Below are 19,474 nucleotides of genomic sequence, written 5' to 3'. Positions count from 1 at the left end.
CACAGGAGGTGAGGGCGTTGATACACAAAGCGGTCAAAGTCAGAATCTACCCAACTGACGAACAGAGACAGGCGTTAGCTCAGCACTTTGGCTGCGCTCGTTGGTGGTGGAATTATGCACTCAACCTGTGCAACATAACCTATAAAGAAACGGGTAAAGGATTGACCCGCACAGCTCTTAACGCTCACCTTCCCAGTCTCAAGAAATCCGAGGAGACCGCTTGGCTATCAGAGTGCTACTCGCAAGTTTTACAAACGACGACACTCAACTTGACAGCCGCCTTCAAGAATTTCTTTGATAAGCGAGCGAAATATCCTCGCTTCAAGAGCAAAAAGTATCGTCAATCCATTCAATACCCCCAGAACGTCAAAGTTATTGGCAACCACATTAAATTCCCCGGTCGGGTAGGAGTCGTCAAGGCGAAACTCCATCGACCCATCGACGGAAAAATTAAGACGGTCACAGTATCTATGACTTCCTCGGGTCGGTATTTTGCGTCTGTCCTTTGCGAACTTGAGGGCGATGCACCCTCACCGAGTCCCGAGGGAAAAGTGGCGGGGGTAGATTTGGGATTGAAGGACTTCGCCATCGTCAACGATGGTGTCAAAACTTCCAAATATGCCAACCCAAGGCATCTCGAGAAACACGAACGGAACTTAGCGAGGAAACAGAAAAAACTTGCTCGTAAGTCCAAAGGTTCGAGGTCTCGAGAGAAAGCCAGGAGGTTGGTCGCCAGAGTTCACGAACGCCTGTCAAATGCCCGTCAAGACTACCTGCACAAGCTGAGCCGAAAGCTGGTGAACGATAACCAAGTCATCGTAGTCGAAAATCTCAATGTCAAGGGCATGGTTCGGAATCACAATCTGGCTAAGGCAATTTCTGATGTGGGCTGGGGAATATTCGTCAATTTTCTTTCCTACAAACTCGAACGAGAAGGAAAGGTATTGGTGGAGATCGACCGTTTTTTCGCCAGTTCGAAAACCTGCTCTGAGTGTCTGTTTCAAGTCTCCGAGATGCCGTTAGACGTGAGGGTGTGGGATTGCCCTTACTGTGGAACGCATCACGACCGAGATGAAAATGCCGCCAAAAATATCAGAGCCGAAGGGATCAGACTGCTAACTGTCTCGGGAACCGGGACGGCTGCCGATGGAGGGAATGTCAGACCGAAACGCGGACGCAAATCCGTGTTGAGGCAATCCCCTTAGAAGTCGGAAGCCCGCGCTGTACCCATCAGTGTCAGCGTCGGGTAGTTCACTGCGTTTTTAACCTTAAGATCGAGCGGGTAGCAGCACCGACGGGTGAAGATCGAATTGCCGTGGTGTTTCCCCAAATTTCTAATTCCGAACAGCGATACGTCATATGTCTTGGGCTAGGCTTTTCAGTGCAATTGTTGCGATCGTCGTTGCGTTAGCGGCGATCGGTTTAGGTGGGTGGTATTTCGTTGTCTTTTTCGGTGCGATCGTCTTTCTTGGCGAGCGAGAATACTTTCAACTCGTGCGCGCGAAGGGCATCGCACCCGCCGCGAAAACCACGTTAGTTTTGTCGCAAGTCCTGCTGTTAATCGCAGCGATCGCCCCCGATTTAGTTAGCGTCGCGTTTCCCCTAGCCGGTGGCGTTATCTGCGCCTATCTACTGTTTCAACCGAAACTCGCTTCGATCGCCGATATTTCCACATCGATTCTCGGGTTATTTTACGGCGGTCTGTTACCGAGTTACTGGATTCGGCTGCGAGTCGAACTCGATCGCGTTCCCTTACCCTTCGATCGCACCATCGTCGCCAGTCCCGTTCCTTTCTTCGAGAATTGGTCGTCTCCCCTCTCTCTCGAAAACGTTCCCCAAGGACTGTGTATCACCCTGTTGGCCTTCGGCTGCATTTGGGCGGCTGACATCGGGGCGTACTTTTTCGGCAAAACCTTCGGACGGACTCGTCTGTCGGCGGTCAGTCCCAAGAAAACGGTCGAAGGGGCAATTTTTGGAATTGCCAGCAGTACCGCTATCGGAGCGTTTGGAGCCTGGTGTCTCGGCTGGCCGGTTTGGCTGGGGTCGGGGGCTGCGATGGGTTTGGCGATCGGTTTGGCCAGCCTCATGGGAGATCTGACCGAATCCATGATGAAACGAGATGCGGGTGTCAAAGATTCCGGACAGTTAATTCCCGGTCACGGAGGAATCTTAGATAGAACCGATAGTTACGTATTTACAGCACCGCTCGTGTACTATTTCGTGATGTTCGTTTTACCGCTGTTTGTCCTGTAAAACCGCGATTTCACGGAGACCGTCAGATCGAGGTCAGTGTTAAGATACAGAACAAGAGCCGCAGGTGCGTACCGCCCACAGGATGCCGAACCCATACTGTAAGAGACTGTCATGCGAGATTTGAAACCGTCGAGCCTTGAAATCGGGCAACTCGCTCAGTTGTCTCTCGATCGCATGGCAGACGCCGTAGTTTTTTTTGACGGTCGAGCTGAGATTTTTTACGTCAACGATGCAGCCTGTCAGCTCCTCGACCTCGAACGAACCGAACTCCTGTCCCGAAAACTCTGGCAGATCGATACTGAGCTAACGGTCGAAGAGTGGGGGAGTTATTGGGAGCGCTTACACCAGCAAGAATCGATCGCTCGAGAGACGACCTATCTCACGGCCGCGGGCGATCGCATCGCAGTCGAAACCACCACCACTTATATTTTTAACCCCGATACCCCCTATAGTTGTCTCGTCGCGCGTTCCCTGTCCAAACGAAACGCCGACGCTCGAGAAGTGCGACGCGCGCGCGAACAACTGCGAGCAGTTCTCGATGCCGTTCCCGGCTTCGTGTCTTGGATTAGCGCAGACGGTCGCTATCTCGGCGTCAACCGCCACCTGGCCGCCAGCTACAATATGCCGCCAGCCACTTTCGTCGGTAAAGAACTGGGCTTTCTCAAAAACAGTCCCGAATTCGTCGAGTTCGTGCGACAGTTCCTTCAAAACGACGATTTGTATGCCTCACAAGTGATTCGAGCCAGCGTTCGCGGCGTCTATCGCTACTACATTATCGCCGCCCAAAAGTACGACGAAGGACGCGCGACCGTTGCCGTGGGCATCGACATCACCGATCGCAAGCAGTCCGAAGAAGCCTTACGTCATAGCGAAAGCCGCTTGCGAGAGCAAACGCAACAACTCGAAGACGCCTTGCGAGAACGGCAAAAAGCCCAAGCTCACCTGATTCAATCCGAGAAAATGTACGCCCTCGGTCAAATGGTGGCGGGAATGGCGCACGAAATCAACAACCCAATTAATTTTATTTACGGAAACCTAGCCTACGCCGACAATTACGTTAAAGATTTACTGGGGTTAATGCAGTTATATCGCGACGAACTCTTGACGTTAACCCCCACCCTCGAAGCCGAAATCGAAGCGATCGACCTCGATTTTATCGCCTCCGATTTGCCGAAAATTATCGACTCGATGAAAATCGGTGCCGAGCGTATTTTAAAACTCGTGTTGTCGTTGCGAAACTTTTCGCGTCTCGACGAAGCCGAATTCAAACGAGTCGATCTTCAAGAAGGTCTCGACAGCGCCCTGGTAATTCTCAACCACCGCATTCAAGGGCATATCGAAATCGTCAAACAGTATCGCACGCTGCCCAAAACTTACTGCTATCCCGCACAGCTCAATCAAGTTTGGATGAATTTGCTGTGCAACGCCATCGATGCAGTGGGCGATCGCCCCGTAGAAACCTCAGCCATCGAAACACCCCAGAAAGAGCCGAAAATTATCGTCGAAACCGAACCGCTCGACGGCGATCGCGTGTGCGTGCGAATTCGCGATAACGGACGGGGAATCCCCGCCAAACTGCTCGAAAAAATCTTCGATCCGTTTTTTACCACCAAACCCGTCGGCGCGGGAACCGGCCTGGGACTGGCCATTTGCTACCAAATCGTTGAAAACCATCGCGGCAACATTCACGTTCGATCTGAACTCGAAGGCGGTACGGAATTTACCGTGGTGCTTCCCGTCAAACCCTTCGATCGCGACATCGAAACCTAGCCCTCTAGCCGCCTCGCTCGACGTTGCAGTCTGACCGGCGAGCTTCCCCGAAACGGCGTCCCGAGGGGCGAATTGAACAAAAACCCCCGACAAGTCAGTCCGAAAAACCGGGAAGCGTTATAGAATTGTGAAGCCCGACCCTGCCTTCCGGCAGATCGGCCGCTCCACTGCAAGCCTCGAGCCTAAAATTCATGTCCGCCGATCGAAAGCTGTACGAAGGGAAAGCCAAAATCCTCTACGCCACCGACGATCCCGAAGTCCTCGTCGCTCACTTCAAAGACGACGCGACTGCGTTCAACGCCGCCAAACGCGGCACGATCGTTCGCAAAGGCGAAATTAACTGTGCGATTTCGACTCATCTATTTCGACTCCTCGAAGCCTGCGGCGTCCCGACGCACTGGCTGGATACACCGGAGAGCGATCGCATGAAAGTCAAAGCGGTCGAAATCGTTCCGCTCGAAGTCGTCGTTCGCAACGTCGCCGCCGGAAGCCTCTGTCGCCAAACGGGAATCGCCCTGGGAACGGAAATCGATCCGCCGTTGGTGGAATTTTTTTACAAAAACGACGAGTTGGGCGATCCTCTACTGACGCGCGATCGCCTGCGATTGCTAAACGTCGCAACTTCTGAAACGATCGATCGCCTGCGGGAACTCGCATTGACCGTCAACCGTCACCTGTCAGAGTTTTTTGCCAGTTGCGACATTACCCTCGTCGATTTCAAACTCGAATTCGGGATCGCGTCCGACGGGCGCATCGTCCTAGCCGACGAAATCAGCCCCGATACCTGTCGTTTGTGGGATCGGCGCGAAACCGATTCCGAACGGCGCGTGATGGATAAAGACCGCTTCCGACAAGACCTCGGACAAGTCGAAGATGCTTACGAACGGGTGTTAGAACGGGTTCTCGAACGCGTCGAGACACTGTCGAATGCGGTAACGTAAGGCGAAAACGTCGGATAAACAGAGTAAAGTTTAAATCGACCGTCCGGACGTTTGGTGGGTGCCGGGATTTGGTGTGTGGAGGAAAAGGAGAATCGTGGACAGACTCAAGTGGTCTTGGTTAACAATTTTGCCGCTGACGATCGCCCTCGTCGGGGGAGAACCGGGTATCGCCAAAGCCGTGCGATCGCTCGACGGGAACGACTCGGCGATGCGGCTCGATGGCTCGGACGAAAAAGCCAGCGCGATCGCAACCGACAACCCAACAACGCCTGAAAAACCGACAGTGGCGACCGTTGCGTCACCCCTCAAACCCTCGGAAACGGCAGAGAACTCAGACCCCGAACGCGAGGCGGCCGCTCCTGAGCTGGAAGCGCGATCGCCCGTCGAGTCCGAGTCCCAAGCAGATCTCAGCCTGGAGATCGAGTCGGAGAGCGACCCGACGGTCGAGGAAAGAGCCGAGCAGACAGAAGATGCGGTGACTCCTTCGGTGGCGATCGACACCGACATCAACCCCGCCGTTCTCGACGAGTCGTCCTCTCCCCCCCCAACGCTGCGAGCGCAAAACAACGAAGACGAGACAGGCGATCGACAACCGCAGGTTCTCGTCTCGGAAGTCGTCGTGCGCGGACCGGGCGGCCGGGAGATTCCCCGCGACCTTCAAGAACTGGTTTACGACACCGTGGGAACGCAACCCGGACGCACGACCACCAGCCGCCAGCTTCAAGAAGACGTCAACGCCGTTTACGCCACGGGATTTTTCGGTCGCGTCGAACCCCTGGCCGAAGAAACGCCGTTGGGGGTACGCGTGATTTTTGAAGTGTTACCGAACCCCACGCTCAACCGGGTGACCGCCCAAAACAACCAAGTGTTGACCCAAGAGAAAATCGACGAAATTTTCGGAGATCTCTATGGGGATATTCTCAACTTGCGGGAATTCCAACGGGGAATCGAGACGTTGAACCAGTGGTATCAAACCAACGGTTACGTGTTGGCGCAGGTCATCGACCCGCCCGTTCCCGAAGAGGGACTCATCGCCCCGCCTCCGGTGTCCGACGACGGCGTCGTGACCCTAGACGTGGCCGAAGGTCGAATTGAAGATATCGATATTCGCTTTCTCAGCGAAGAAGGAGAACTCGTCGACGAAGATGGCGAACCCGTAGACGGACGGACTCGCGAATTTATTATTACGCGGGAGATGCGATCGCAACCGGGGGAAGTCCTCAACCGCGATGTGATTCAGCAGGACTTACAGCGAATTTTCGGCTTGGGACTGTTCGAGGACGTGAACCTCTCCGTCGAACCGGGAACCGATCCCCGTCAGGCGGTCTTGGTGATTAACGTCATCGAAGGAAGTTTCGGCTCGATCGCCGCTGGGGGTGGGTTTAGTTCCGTGGGTGGCTTCTTCGGAACGGTGAGTTTCCAAGAGCAAAACCTCGGCGGAAACGACCAGATTTTAGGGGCTGAGGTGCAGTTGGGAACGCGGGGTCTGTTCTTCGACGTCAACTTTACCGATCCTTGGATCGGCGGCGATCCTTACCGAACGGCGTACAACATCAACCTGTTTCGGCGGCGATCGATTTCGCTGGTGTTCGACAGCGGCCCCGATCAGAGGGAGGTCGAACTCGATAACGGCGATCGCCCCCGGATCGATCGCATCGGCGGCGCTGTAACCTTTACACGTCCCCTGACTCGGGAGGTCTTTAATACCCGTCAAGCTTGGACGGCGTCGTTGGGTTTGGAAGTTCAAGAAGTCACCATTCGCGATGCAGACGGCGATCGAGAACCCCGCGACGAAGAGGGAAACTTGCTGTCCGCCAGTGAAGACGGTACCGATTTTATTCCCAGCGTGCGGTTTGGAATCGCCCGCGATCGCCGCAACAACCCCCTCGATCCCACCCGAGGGTATCGCGTCAGCTTCAGTACCGAACAGGCGATTCCTTTTGACGCTGACGTGTTCTACAACCGGTTGCGCGGGAGTTACAGTTATTATTTTCCGGTGGATATCTTAAACTTTACCGACGGTCCCGAAGCGTTGGCGTTTAACGTACAAGCGGGAACGATTATCGGCGATATGCCCCCTTACGAAGCCTTCGTTCTCGGCGGTGTCAACTCCGTTCGCGGTTATGCTGAAGGGGCGTTGGGAACCGGGCGATCGTTCGTTCAAGCAACGGCGGAATACCGATTTCCCATTTTTTCGATTTTGAGTGGCGTTGTTTTCCTGGATGTGGGAACTGATTTAGGAACTGGGGAAAACGTTCCCGGCGATCCGGCGGGGATTCGCGACAAACCCGGCTCGGGATTCGGTTACGGCGCGGGGATTCGCGTTCAGTCTCCCATCGGTCCGATTCGGATCGATTTCGGGATTAACGACGACGGCGAAAATCGATTCCACTTCGGTATCGGTCAGCGTTTCTAACCTGTTAAATTGGAGCGTTTGGGAGTTTCAGAAACCTGTAGAAACCTGTAGGGTGGGCGATGCCCACCATATAAAAGTTGGGTCAAATCGTTCAAAAATCTCAACTTTGAATTTTTTCAATGAGTGAAAAAGGTGGGCGATGCCCACCCTACAAAGTTTCTTTAAAACATTTTTGTTAGACAGCAACATCCAAAATTTCTGCATCCAAAATCTACGCATCTTCTGTGTATCTGTGGTTTATCTCCTAACTCTTCTCTCGAAAATTCCCTGTAGCCTGTAAGGTTGGCATTGCCCACCCTGTAGAGTCGAGTGTGAGAAAATCCTTGCTATAAATGTTGTAAAAACCTCGGAATTGATACGGAATTTGAATTTCCAATACTGTTTTTTTCAACCCGACAAGTCCATCTATCCCCCCAACTCCCCTTTCAAAGGGGGGCTAAGGGGGGATGGGGTGAAGACTTCTTAAAACCTAGCTTATCGGAAACGGATTCCGTATTATAATATCTGTAAAAAAGCAGAAATTACCCAGCGATCGCACAAAAAAATGAAAATAATTTTCTACTCTACTATTTTTGAAATATTAGACATATCAAAAATAGTTTTTACTCAAAAAAACAATAAAAAAATAATGTTTCTGACTTAATTCTAGTTCTAGAGAGTTTCCAAAATCGTGTCGCAAACACAAATAAAAACAACCGAAACAAGCCATCAAAAAACACTACCCGCGATCGCCCGAGGCGGATCGACCCTACTCGAAGGATTCGATCGAAGCGGCGTCGGCTTGCACTCGGGACAAACAACGCGAGTGCGCGTCCTCCCCGCCGAAGCAGGAGAACGCCGTTACTTTGTCCGCACCGACTTATCGGGAACCCCTTACATTCCCGCCGAAGTCGAAGCCGTGCGCCAAACCCAACTGTCCACCGAACTCGCGACAGGAGACGCCAGCGTGCGAACCGTCGAACACCTCCTAGCAGCTTTAGCCGCCCGAGGCATCGATCGCGCTCGCATCGAAATCGACGGCCCCGAACTCCCCTTACTCGACGGATCGGCGAAACATTGGATCGACGCCATCGATCGCGCCGGCCAAACCGAATCCCAAACCGCCACCGTCGCGTACCTAGACGATCCCCTCTGGGTACGCGACGGCGATGCCTTCGTCGCCGCTCTGCCTTCCCCCGAACTGCGATTGAGCTACGGTATCGACTTCGAGGCACGTCCGATCGGCAACCAGTGGCACAGTTGGACGCCCCTGCAAGAAGACTTTAGCCAAGCGATCGCGCCGGCCCGAACCTTCGGACTGGCCGAAGACGTCGATCGCCTGCGATCGGCCGGACTCATTCGCGGCGGGAGTCTCGAAAACGCCCTCGTGTGCGATCTCCAACACTGGCTCAATCCTCCCCTGAGATTTGCAAATGAACCAGCCCGTCATAAAATTTTAGACTTAGTAGGAGATCTGAGCTTGCTCGGAACGATTCCAGTGGCTCATTTTATCGCCTACAAAGCAAGTCACCGCCTGCACGTTCGATTAACTCAACGGTTGCGAGAGCGAGGATTGTCGCAGCACGGGTGACAGTTCCTCGACCTTCGGCAAATCCGAAAAGCCCTATTTTGCATTTCAACAGCGATCGAATTGAACTATGTCCACACTTACCGACGCGAATTCTTTGAAATCAGACTCGACCAAAGCAATCGAAACACCGTCCGAGCCACCTCAAACGGTGTTGACGATCGAACAAATCCAGCAACTGCTCCCGCATCGCTACCCCTTTAGTTTGGTCGATCGCATTATCGAATACGTTCCGGGCGAGCGAGCGGTCGGGATCAAAAACGTCACGATTAACGAACCCCATTTCCAAGGTCATTTTCCCGGTAAGCCCGTGATGCCGGGGGTATTGATCGTCGAAGCGATGGCGCAAGTCGGCGGTATCGTCCTGACGCAAATGTCGCAAATGGACGAAGGACTGTTTATGTTCGCCGGAATCGACGGCGTGCGGTTCCGTCGTCCCGTCGTTCCCGGCGATCGCATGATTATGACTGTCGAACTCATGTGGACGAAGCGTCGGCGGTTTGGCAAAATGCGCGGCCGTGCCGAAGTAGACGGACAACTCGTGACCGAAGGAGAACTGATGTTCTCTCTGTTAATCGAATAGTTCGCCGACTCGTTCGGCACGCGACGAACTCGGTGGGTCGTACACTTGCGCCCCCAACACGTCCGTCTCTCCGCACGGCTTTACCAGACAGAAGATGATTCATCCAACGGCTGTCATTCACCCCAGCGCTCAACTCCACCCGACCGTGCGTGTCGGGGCCTATTCAGTCATCGGCGAGCGCGTGAAGGTCGGGCGCGACACGACGATCGCATCTCACGTTGTCGTCGGAGGCGATACAGAAATCGGAGAACGCAACCATATTTTTCCGGGCGCAGCCATCGGCTTAGAACCCCAAGACCTCAAATACAGCGGTGCGGCGAGCGGCGTTAAAATCGGCAACGACAACCGCATCCGCGAGTACGTCACCATCAACCGCGCCACCCAAGCCGGGGAAACCACATATATCGGCAACGAAAACTTGCTGATGGCTTACGTTCACATCGCCCACAACTGTATCGTCGAAGACCGCGTCGTCATTACCAACGCCGTCGAACTCGCCGGTCACGTTCGCGTCGAAATGGGCGCGCGCATCGGGGGCGTCGTCGGCGTTCACCAATTCGTTCACATCGGTCAGCTTGCGATGGTCGGCGGTATGAGTCGCATCGATCGCGACGTTCCCCCCTATATGCTCGTCGAAGGCAACCCCAGTCGGGTTCGCGCCCTCAACCAAGTGGGGTTGAAACGAGCCGGACTCGTAGACGCCGAAGACGGACAACCCTTTAAAGTGTTGAAAAAGGCGTTTCGCATCCTGTATCGCTCGGGGCTGACCCTAGACGAGTCTCTCGAACAACTGGAACTGTTGCCCGAAACGCCGCAACTCCATCACCTGCGAGAATTTCTACGAGAGTCTTTGACCGCCGGACGACGCGGCCCCATCGCCGGACGCCGACGGGGGAGTAGCGACCGATCGTGAGCTATCGCATTTTTATCAGCACGGGAGAAGTCTCGGGAGACTTGCAAGGGTCGCTGCTGGTCGAGGCTTTGTTTCGACAGGCCGAACGCGCCGACCTCGAACTGGACATCGTGGCCTTGGGCGGCGATCGCATGGCCGAGGCCGGGGCGAAACTATTGGCAAAAACTAGCGAAATCGGCTCGGTGGGGCTGCTAGAATCCCTACCCTTCGTGTTTCCCACCCTGCAAATTCAAAAACGCGCCCTCGCCGAACTGACGGCTCGTCCCCCCGATTTGGTGGTACTCATCGACTACATGGGGCCGAACCTCAGCATCGGAAAAGTCCTCAAACGTCGCTTTCCCCAGGTTCCGGTGGTGTACTATATCGCGCCTCAAACCTGGGTCTGGTCGCCGAGCGATCGCGACGCCCTGCGGTTGGTCGAAACCAGCGATCGCCTGCTGGCCATTTTCCCCGAAGAAGCCCGGTATTTTGAAGCCAAAGGCGCGTCGGTCACGTGGGTGGGGCATCCCCTCGTCGATCGCCTTGCAGACGCCCCCAGTCGCGCCACAGCCCGCGCTGCGTTAAACCTCGACGACAATACCCTCGCCGTCGCCCTGCTACCCGCCTCCCGCCATCAAGAACTTCGATCGCTGGTTCCGCCCATGTTCGAGGCAGCCCGGCGTTTACAGGAGAAATTGCCCCAGGTGCGCTTTTGGATTCCCCTGTCGTTGGAAACCTATCGCGACGCCTTAGAACGGGCCGTGTCCGAGTACGGGTTGCAGGCCGAAATTACCAGCGATCGCACCCCGGAAATCCTCGCCGCCGCCGACCTCGCCCTCACGAAATCGGGAACGGTGAATTTAGAACTGGCGTTGCTCGAGGTTCCGCAAATCGTCATCTACGCCGTCCATCCCGTGACCGCCTGGATCGCCCGAAAACTCCTCGGGTTCGACATTCCCTTCATGTCGCCGCCGAACTTGGTACAAATGAAGGCGATCGTGCCGGAACTGCTACAAGAAGAAGTGACACCCGAGAATATCCTACGGGAAGCCCTAGACTTGCTCTCGAACCCCGATCGCCGCCAGAAAACCCGGAACGACTATCGGGAAATGCGGGCGGCCGTCGGAACCGTCGGGGCGTGCGATCGCGCGGCGGCTGAAATTTTCAAAACGTTGCGCTGAGGCGTTCTCGAAATCGCCGTAAACACTTAGGATAGAACAATTCTCCCGTCCCGACTTTCCCGTTCGTTCTGGAAAATTACCGGCAAATTCTGTAGTTTTTTCTCAGAAGATCGCCCGAAATTCACCCTATTTCTGTCAGTGTATGGGGGACGGGGCGATCGCCCCGAATCACGATTCAGACATTAACCGTTAGGAGTTAACTTCGTCATGGACAACCCACGTCAAACCCGCCGTTCTCTTGGAATTGTCGCTGGAATCGCCGCTGTCCTCCTCGTCGCAGGTGGGGCGGCGACAGTATGGACGCGCAACAACGCCAACCGACAAGCCCCAACCGTGACGAATCCCGGTCAAGTCGCCCCCGACAGCCCTCCTGACGCGCGACCGTCTGAGGCGCAACCCTCCGAACCACAAGCCCCCGACGAGACGACGAAAGCCACGGACGCGCCGACTGTCGAGAAAACCCTCAAAACCTATTTTCTGCGAGATACGGGAACCTCGTTTGAGTTAGTCCCGCTGGACGTCACGGTCGAGGCCAGCAGCGACGAACCCGACGCGATTTTAACGGCAGCCTTCGATCGCCTCCTCGATACAGCCGAACAAAACGATGCCTTTAACACCATTCCCACCGAAACCGAACTCAAAGACCTCAGCGTTCGCGACGACGGCATTCACGTCGATCTCTCGCGAGAGTTTACCTCTGGCGGCGGCAGTGCTTCGATGATGGGACGCCTCGGACAAGTGGTCTATACCGCCACCAGTCTCGACCCCGACGCGTCCGTTTGGCTGTCTGTCGAAGGCGAACCGCTGCGCCTGTTGGGAGGAGAAGGGTTAGAAGTCCCTCAGCCGATTTCTCGCCAACAGTTCGACGCAGAATTTTCGCTGTAACGAGAAGAGCGGTGTCGTCTCTCGGGGCAGCTTCGAGGTTTGGCAATCTCGTCGCAATATCCGTTAGGGTGAGCAGAGAACCGTCAACCCCACACCACTCAACAGCAACTGTCAACAACCCGCCGTCAAGCCTGTTGGCTATGACGGGGGCTTGCTCTAAGCCCACAAGTTGACCAGCCTAAGTCTTCCGAAGACTACGTTACGTCCGAGAGTTTAAGTTCCTACCGACGAGTACGTTGCCAGCTTGTCGCTCTAGAACTGAAAAGTTAAACAGCTTAAAACGGGTTAAGGCAGTGCTTTTCAGAGAGTACCGAGACGTAACCTTGGCGAGGCAAACGTTACCCCTTTTGGGAGTTGTGTATTATGCACGTTTTCGTTCTAGACAAAGACAAAAAACCCCTAGCACCATGCCATCCAGCCAAGGCGCGGCGGCTCCTGAAATCCGGTCGAGCTTCGGTGTTTCGTCGCTATCCATTTACCCTTATCTTGCACGAGATTGAAGCCAAAGATTGTGTCGTTCCCGAAACTCAACTCAAAATCGATCCCGGCTCGCAAACAACTGGGTTGGCTATCCTGTCCGAAAACCGAGTCATTTGGGCGTCCGAACTCAGCTATCGCGGACAGCAAATTAAGAACGACTTAGAGAAGCGTCGTGCTTTACGACGCTCCCGACGCCATCGAAAAACTCGTTACCGAAAGCCTCGCTTTCTTAACCGTACTCGTCCGAAGGGTTGGCTTCCACCGTCTCTCAACCATCGGGTCGAAACTACGATGACCTGGGTGAACCGTTTGCGAAAACTTTGTCCGATCGTCTCGATTTCTCAAGAACTCGTGCGGTTCGATACCCAAAAACTCCAAAACCCCGAAGTGAGTGGTATTGAGTACCAGCAGGGCGAATTGTTGGGCTATGAAGTGCGCGAGTACGTGTTGCAAAAGTGGGGTCGGAAGTGCATTTATTGCGGCGCGGAAGACCTACCATTAGAGGTCGAACATATTCATCCCAAATCCAAGGGAGGGAGCGACCGAGTTTCTAACCTAACGCTGGCTTGTCATACTTGCAACCAAGCTAAGGGAAACCGAGATATTCGCGAGTTTCTATCGGGCAAACCGACCGTTCTCAACCGTATTTTGAAACAGGCAAAAGCGCCGTTAAAAGATGCGGCAGCAGTCAACGCAACTCGCTGGAAGCTGTACCAACAGTTGAAAGAAACTGGATTGCCCGTTGAAGTGGGAACGGGCGGACAGACTAAGTTTAATCGGACTCGATTGGGTTTGCCGAAAACTCACTGGCTCGATGCTGCTTGTGTCGGGAAATCGACTCCCGATCGATTAGATGTCGCGGTCGAGAAACCTTTACTCGTTGCAGCCAAAGGTCACGGAGTTCGGCAACGATGTCGTCCCGATCGATACGGTTTTCCGAGGGCTGTTGCCCCGAAAGCCAAATCTTTTCAAGGTTTCCAAACCGGCGATATAGTCAAGGCGACAATTCCTCAAGGAAAATTCGCCGGAAATTACACGGGGCGGATTGCTATTCGGTTTCGCCCTTCCTTTCGACTGAACGCTGGGGTTAAACCTTTTGACGTTCATCCGAAATATCTGACGACTGTTCAGAAATCAGACGGCTATGAATACAGATTCTCGAAATAAGGATGCCCTGTCGGGCAGTTCGTTTGTTGGCGGGAATTCCCCTCCCGCTAATCCTGTCGGATATAACGGGAGGGGAATTCCCGCATTTTAGATGGCGAGTTGTCCCCAATGCGATCGCCCCGTGCGCGAGGACGCAGTTTCTTGTCCCCACTGTCGCTATCCACTCAAGGCGTTCGGACATCCCGGTATTCCCTTACACCGGGCGACGGACGACGGATTTCTCTGCTCGAGTTGCACTTATCACCACGACGATACCTGTAACTTTCCCCAGCGTCCCTACGCCGAGACTTGCACGCTCTATCACAACGTCGAAGAGGCGATCGCCCCGGAAACGCTTCCTCCCTGGAAACGACCAACGCCCTGGTATCGACGCTACCGACTGTTGTGGCCGGTTCTCGGACTCCTCGTTCTCAGCTTCGTCTTAGCTACCCTGTGAAGTACTGTTCGAGACGGTTTGGGGAGAGGTTTCGGTCGCATCTTCAGGGGCGGTTGCTGTGGTGGTTTCGTGGGAGGTCGTCTGCGGTGTGGCGAGGTGAGTTTCTTCTAAATCTTCAGCGACGGCGAGATCGAACCAGAACGTCGTCCCGACCCCCACCTCGCTGGCTAAATGAACGCTGCTGTGGTGTTTGTTGAGGATGTTGCGGACGATGGAGAGTCCTAACCCCGTTCCTTCTAAGGTATGAACGCGGTTTTCGACTCGGAAGAAGCGATCGAAAATGGCTTCTCGATCCTCCGGTTCGATACCGATTCCCGTGTCGGACACTTCCACCCGCACGTAACGCGTTGCCCCTTCGATCGCGTGGCTGCCCTCGTTTTCGGTGGGGGGAGGTAACAGATACGCCCGCACGATCGCCCGTCCCCCCGACAGCGTAAACTTCAGGGCGTTTCCCACTAAATTGGCAAATACCTGCAACAGCAAATCGTAATGTCCTAAAACTAGCGGTAAATCCGGTTCGACTTCCTGCGTCAGTTCGATCCCTTTGTCTTTGGCGTTGAGTTGGTAGGTTCGCAGGGTTTGCTCGATGGGTTGAGCGATGTCGAGGGGGTCGAGGTGGTAAATCCGACAGGACTCCAACCGCGACAAGTCCAGAACGTCGTTGACGAGTCGCGTCAGGCGATCGGTTTCGTGGTTGGCGGTTTCTAAAAACTCTTGTCGTTCAGTTTCGCTTAAATCTTCGCCGTACTCGTGTAAGGTTTCGATAAAGGATTTAATGTTAAACAACGGCGTTCGCAGTTCGTGAGAAATGTTGCTGATGAACTGACTTTTTGCCTCGTTGAGTTCCACCTCGCGGGTGATGTCTTGGACGGCGATGGAAATGCCTTTGACGTTTTCCCGGTCGCGATCGAGTACGGTCGTCACTAAAATACGAATGGTGCGCCGCGTGGGTTCTGTCAGCGTCACGCGAAATTCGCCACCGTCTCGTTCGCCTTTTGCCATTTGATACAGCGGCCGCGTCAACTCCACTTGAATCGCCGCCGGGAAAGCATGGAGGACGTTCGTTCCCACTAAATCGCGATCGTCCCAGCTAAAAATCCGCTTGGCCGTGGGATTGACGAGAATCACGTTCATGTGGGTGTCTAACAGCACTGCACCGTCGGCAATGGTAGACACCAAGGTTTCTAATTTCGCTTTTTCGGCGGTTAATTCTTCGATGTTTTGTTCTTCGTAGCGTTCGAGGCGTTCCGCCATTTCGTTGAAGCTTTCGATCAACTCGCCGAGTTCGCCGCCAAACGGTAAATCGATGCGTTGTTTGAAGTTCCCCGAGGCGATGTTTTTGACGCCAACGAGTAGCTCTTTAATGGGGCGGGTAATGGTTAAGGCGTTGAACACCGCCCCGAGAATCACCATGACCCAGATGGAGACAAATACCGCAATGGTCACGTCCCGTGTCAGTCCCGAGGAGGTGACGACGGTGGGGTTGGGGTTGATGCCTACGGCCATGATTCCCAAGGGGCGATTGCCGTCGTAGAGGGGGACGAACACGTCGGTCACTTGGCCGTTCGGCGTGTGGTGTTGGCGAACGAACGGCGATCGCGATCGCAGGGCTTCTTCGGGAAGGTGAATCCGCCGCTGAATGGTCAGGGAATTTTGAACGGTAGACTCGGAATAGGGAATGCCGAAAAAGATTTGTCCGTCTTCGTCGGCGTAGATGATGTAACGAACGCTCGAGGTACTGCTATAAAACTGACTTGAAAACCGAGCCAGTTCGTGTTTGTTGTCGTCGGCGACCAGTTGTGTGACGTTGGCCGCCAGAAGCAACCCCAAGTCGCGACCGAAGCGCGTGTCGTTGAGGCGAGCGTCTTGCTGGATGGTGTTGACTGCCCAAAACGTCAAGCCGCTCACGATGAGGGAGACCGCAAGCGTTGCCGCCGCCATCAGTTTGGTTTGGAGCGTAAACTCCGACCACCAGCTTTCGATCGCGTTCGAGATCTGTCTCAGTAGAGTCAGCAAGGGGAGCCTATTAAAACTTCGCTACAATTTTTACGATTATATTCTGCCACGATCTGGGATTTGAGGCAGATTCGCGCGAACGAAAACCACCGTTTCGGACAGTCTAATACGGTTTCGACGGTAAGATAGTCGATCGAACTCGAGGGGAAGTTTTTGTGGTCGAGCCAGTTTTTGTGACCGGCGGAACGGGATTTGTCGGATCTCACGTCGTGCGATCGCTCTTAAAGTCAGGTTACGGGGTACGGGCGCTCGTTCGCCCCACCAGTCGCCTCGACAATCTGCGCGGTCTCGATGTGGAATTGGTCAAAGGGGATCTCAACGATGCCAGTTTGGAAGCGTTGATGCGAGGCTGTCAAGCGGTCTGTCACGTGGCGGCGGAATATTCCTTGTGGCAGCGCGATCGCGATCGCCTCTACCGTAGCAACGTCCTCGGAACTCGTAACGTCCTAATCTGCGCCCGCAATGCGGGGGTCGATCGCGTCGTCTATACCAGTTCTGTCGCCGCGATCGGCGTCAAACCCCACGGACAACTCGCCGACGAAACCTTTCAAAGTCCCGTCGAGAAGCTGATTAGTGCTTACAAACAATCGAAATACCACGCCGAACGAGAAGCCGATCGCGCCGTCGCCGCCGGACAAGATGTCGTCATCGTCAACCCCAGCACTCCCATCGGTGCGGGGGACATCAAACCCACGCCCACGGGCGATATTATTTTACGCGTCCTACAACGGCGAATGCCCGCTTACGTGGATACGGGCTTGAATTTTATCGACGTGCGGGACGTGGCGCGAGGTCACGTTCTCGCCTTGGAACGGGGGAAAACGGGCGATCGCTACATTCTCGGCCATCAAAACCTGACTTTAAAAGCATTTCTTGACAAGCTCGCTGCGATCGCGGGGTTAGACGCCCCCAAACGCACGATTCCCCTCTGGCTGCCTCTGACAGTGGCGTGGTTCGACGAAATGGTATTGGCGCGGTTGGGAAAATCCCCCTCGGTTCCCCTCGACGGCGTGCGAATGTCCGCCGAACCTATGTATTACGACGCCTCGAAAGCGGTGCGAGAGTTGGGTTTGCCGCAATCGGATATCGACGGGGCAATTCGCGAGGCGGTGCAGTGGTTTCATGTGAATATGAATACTCCTCCACCTGCGTCCCGCGAGGTGGCGGTGTCTTAATTAGAAGGGCTTATCCCTCCCGACAGGCGGTATTCTCGCCGAACCGCCAGAACTTTGGCTGGACTGCTCCCCCAAGTCGTTTCCGCTATGGGGCTTTTGGTTAATTTCTTTCGCCTAGAGTCCGACCTGTACGAACCGACTCAGAGGACTTATAGGTTGGGTTTCGCTTTCGCTGAGAGGTCGTGCCTCCAGGTGGTTCGCAATCTCGTTGCGCCCTTTGCCGTACCGCTCAGGATAGGGCAATTCTAACATAGGTTCGTTGGCAATTCGTCGCCCACCTGTTCCTATGTGGGGGTTAGGGCTAATTTTGTTCAAAAGTTCCGATCCTAGAGAGACAACGGGATTATAATGAGATTTACAGATTTAGTGACGGCTGGGGAGTCGAGGGCTTTTCGTATTTTCGTAAAATCCAGCGATCGAATCTCAAAATTTAAAACAAAATCGCTCTGAAATTCGATTTTTAAGACTTTTTCAAAATTCAAAACAGTCAAAAAACTGTCACAAATAATCTCAAATACGAAGGAAATTTTGAAATAATAGAGCTACATACTCGATTTCAACATTCGATCTGAGTACAATAGTAAAACAGATAGATTGGCATTTGCAAAATTTGCGATCGCCTGGCTTACTAGAACCATAAAAAACTCCCTAAATCGGTGAGAGGAGGAAGACTGTGTCTATTCAAATCCAACAAGCTGTCGCCGTCGGAAAATATCTCGTCGAACAGCGTTTAAAAGGACGTAAAAAGTTCCCGCTAGTGTTGATGCTCGAACCGCTGTTTCGCTGTAACTTAGCCTGTTCCGGCTGCGGCAAAATCCAGCATCCCAAAGAGATTCTCAAACAAAACTTGACGCCGCAAGAATGCTTCGCCGCCGTCGAAGAATGTGGCGCTCCCGTGGTGTCGATTCCCGGTGGCGAACCGCTGCTGCACCCGCAAATCGACGAAATCGTGGCGGGACTGGTCGATCGCAAAAAGTTTATCTACCTTTGCACCAACGGGATTTTACTGGAAAAATTCCTGCATAAATTCCAACCGTCTCCCTATCTCACATTTAGCGTTCACCTGGACGGTTTAAAAGACCAACACGATAAATGCGTCGATCGCGAGGGCGTGTTTGACATTGCCATCAACGCCATTCGCGCCGCCAAAGCGAAAGGCTTCCGCGTCACCACCAACACCACCGTATTCGAGGGAACCGATCCCCAAGAAATGCAAGAATTCTTCGATTTCTTAGCGGAGTTGAATGTCGATGGAATGATGGTGTCTCCCGGTTACAGCTACGAAAAAGCGCCCGATCGAGACCACTTTTTGCAACGGGAACGCACGAAAGCCCTGTTTCGGGAGATTCTCGCACCGTTCAAAGCCGGTAAAAAGAATTGGAACTTCAACCACAACCCCCTGTTTTTAGACTTTTTGATGGGGTATAAAGATTACGACTGCACCCCTTGGGGAAGTCCCAGTTACAGCGTTTTGGGCTGGCAAAAACCCTGTTATTTACTCGATGAAGGGCATTACGACAGCTTCCAAGAACTGCTCGACCGTACCGATTGGAGCCAGTACGGACGCAAGAGCGGTAACCCGAAATGTGCCGATTGCATGGTTCACTGCGGTTACGAACCGACGGCGGCGATGGATTCGATGGAACCGGCGAACGTGGTGCGATCGCTCGGCAGCGTCTTCGGAATGGCGCGTTGAGAGACTCAATCTCGTG

General features: G+C 54.0%; 15 protein-coding genes. 14 read left to right on the top strand and 1 reads right to left on the bottom strand.

What is annotated here, in order from left to right; translation table 11 throughout:
- Positions 1-17 precede the first annotated feature (17 nt).
- The 12 genes from GEI7105_RS0117215 to GEI7105_RS0117145 all read left to right on the top strand — a co-directional run bounded on the left by GEI7105_RS0117215 (position 18) and on the right by GEI7105_RS0117145 (position 14,571).
- Complete coding sequence (locus GEI7105_RS0117215) at positions 18-1,205, top strand: RNA-guided endonuclease InsQ/TnpB family protein (protein ID WP_192816691.1); 1,188 nt, start codon at positions 18-20, stop codon at positions 1,203-1,205.
- A 154-nt stretch (positions 1,206-1,359) separates the two neighbouring features.
- On the top strand, positions 1,360-2,253 hold the full coding sequence (locus tag GEI7105_RS0117205; RefSeq protein WP_017661672.1) for a phosphatidate cytidylyltransferase: 894 nt from the start codon (positions 1,360-1,362) through the stop codon (positions 2,251-2,253).
- Positions 2,254-2,364: 111 nt separating this feature from the next.
- Entirely contained in the window at positions 2,365-4,023 is a 1,659-nt protein-coding gene (locus GEI7105_RS31040) for a PAS domain-containing sensor histidine kinase (protein WP_017661671.1), read from the top strand.
- A 191-nt stretch (positions 4,024-4,214) separates the two neighbouring features.
- Positions 4,215-4,964, top strand: coding sequence for a phosphoribosylaminoimidazolesuccinocarboxamide synthase (gene purC / locus GEI7105_RS0117190; protein ID WP_017661670.1), 750 nt, complete (start codon positions 4,215-4,217; stop codon positions 4,962-4,964).
- A gap of 94 nt (positions 4,965-5,058) precedes the next feature.
- A complete protein-coding gene (locus tag GEI7105_RS0117185; protein WP_245555427.1) occupies positions 5,059-7,380 on the top strand; it encodes a BamA/TamA family outer membrane protein in 2,322 nt (773 codons plus the stop codon).
- A gap of 727 nt (positions 7,381-8,107) precedes the next feature.
- On the top strand, positions 8,108-8,950 hold the full coding sequence (gene lpxC / locus GEI7105_RS0117175; protein WP_026097740.1) for a UDP-3-O-acyl-N-acetylglucosamine deacetylase: 843 nt from the start codon (positions 8,108-8,110) through the stop codon (positions 8,948-8,950).
- 67 nt (positions 8,951-9,017) lie between these two features.
- Positions 9,018-9,530 (top strand): 3-hydroxyacyl-ACP dehydratase FabZ, encoded by a 513-nt coding sequence (gene fabZ, locus GEI7105_RS0117170; RefSeq protein ID WP_017661666.1) that lies wholly within the window; start codon positions 9,018-9,020, stop codon positions 9,528-9,530.
- A gap of 94 nt (positions 9,531-9,624) precedes the next feature.
- A complete protein-coding gene (lpxA, locus tag GEI7105_RS0117165) occupies positions 9,625-10,443 on the top strand; it encodes an acyl-ACP--UDP-N-acetylglucosamine O-acyltransferase (protein ID WP_017661665.1) in 819 nt (272 codons plus the stop codon).
- Positions 10,440-11,603: a lipid-A-disaccharide synthase gene (lpxB, locus tag GEI7105_RS0117160; protein ID WP_017661664.1), complete on the top strand. Its 1,164-nt coding sequence runs from the start codon at positions 10,440-10,442 to the stop codon at positions 11,601-11,603. Before lpxA ends, lpxB begins: the two co-directional genes overlap by 4 nt.
- Before the next feature lie 207 nt (positions 11,604-11,810).
- A complete protein-coding gene (locus tag GEI7105_RS0117155) occupies positions 11,811-12,488 on the top strand; it encodes a GerMN domain-containing protein (RefSeq protein ID WP_017661663.1) in 678 nt (225 codons plus the stop codon).
- Positions 12,489-12,851: 363 nt separating this feature from the next.
- The gene (iscB, locus tag GEI7105_RS0117150; protein ID WP_017661662.1) at positions 12,852-14,135 is read left to right on the top strand and encodes an RNA-guided endonuclease IscB; all 1,284 of its coding nucleotides are present in this window, start codon (positions 12,852-12,854) and stop codon (positions 14,133-14,135) included.
- Positions 14,136-14,226: 91 nt separating this feature from the next.
- Complete coding sequence (locus GEI7105_RS0117145) at positions 14,227-14,571, top strand: zinc ribbon domain-containing protein (RefSeq protein ID WP_017661661.1); 345 nt, start codon at positions 14,227-14,229, stop codon at positions 14,569-14,571.
- Here GEI7105_RS0117145 and nblS read toward each other — a convergent pair.
- Complete coding sequence (nblS, locus tag GEI7105_RS0117140; protein WP_017661660.1) at positions 14,557-16,587, bottom strand: two-component system sensor histidine kinase NblS; 2,031 nt, start codon at positions 16,585-16,587, stop codon at positions 14,557-14,559. The two genes, GEI7105_RS0117145 and nblS, sit on opposite strands and share 15 nt — an antisense overlap.
- Before the next feature lie 155 nt (positions 16,588-16,742).
- On the opposite strand from nblS, the gene hpnA reads away from it, so the two are divergent.
- Together hpnA and hpnH are read left to right on the top strand one after the other, a co-directional pair.
- Positions 16,743-17,762 (top strand): hopanoid-associated sugar epimerase, encoded by a 1,020-nt coding sequence (gene hpnA, locus GEI7105_RS0117135; RefSeq protein WP_017661659.1) that lies wholly within the window; start codon positions 16,743-16,745, stop codon positions 17,760-17,762.
- A 673-nt stretch (positions 17,763-18,435) separates the two neighbouring features.
- A complete protein-coding gene (gene hpnH, locus GEI7105_RS0117125; protein WP_017661657.1) occupies positions 18,436-19,458 on the top strand; it encodes an adenosyl-hopene transferase HpnH in 1,023 nt (340 codons plus the stop codon).
- Positions 19,459-19,474: the final 16 nt, after the last annotated feature.

This window comes from Baaleninema simplex PCC 7105 (genome assembly GCF_000332355.1).
Taxonomy (GTDB): domain Bacteria; phylum Cyanobacteriota; class Cyanobacteriia; order Cyanobacteriales; family Geitlerinemataceae; genus Baaleninema; species Baaleninema simplex.
The sequence above is the reverse complement of the archived record's forward strand: the minus strand, read 5'-3'. Positions and strand labels throughout refer to the sequence as shown.

Coding starts and splice junctions, on each gene's coding strand:
- GEI7105_RS0117205 (WP_017661672.1), top strand. CDS start 1,360: ATGTCTTGGGCTAGGCTTTTCAGTGCAATTGTTGCGATCGTCGTTGCG.
- GEI7105_RS31040 (WP_017661671.1), top strand. CDS start 2,365: ATGCGAGATTTGAAACCGTCGAGCCTTGAAATCGGGCAACTCGCTCAG.
- purC (WP_017661670.1), top strand. CDS start 4,215: ATGTCCGCCGATCGAAAGCTGTACGAAGGGAAAGCCAAAATCCTCTAC.
- fabZ (WP_017661666.1), top strand. CDS start 9,018: ATGTCCACACTTACCGACGCGAATTCTTTGAAATCAGACTCGACCAAA.
- lpxA (WP_017661665.1), top strand. CDS start 9,625: ATGATTCATCCAACGGCTGTCATTCACCCCAGCGCTCAACTCCACCCG.
- GEI7105_RS0117155 (WP_017661663.1), top strand. CDS start 11,811: ATGGACAACCCACGTCAAACCCGCCGTTCTCTTGGAATTGTCGCTGGA.
- iscB (WP_017661662.1), top strand. CDS start 12,852: ATGCACGTTTTCGTTCTAGACAAAGACAAAAAACCCCTAGCACCATGC.
- GEI7105_RS0117145 (WP_017661661.1), top strand. CDS start 14,227: ATGGCGAGTTGTCCCCAATGCGATCGCCCCGTGCGCGAGGACGCAGTT.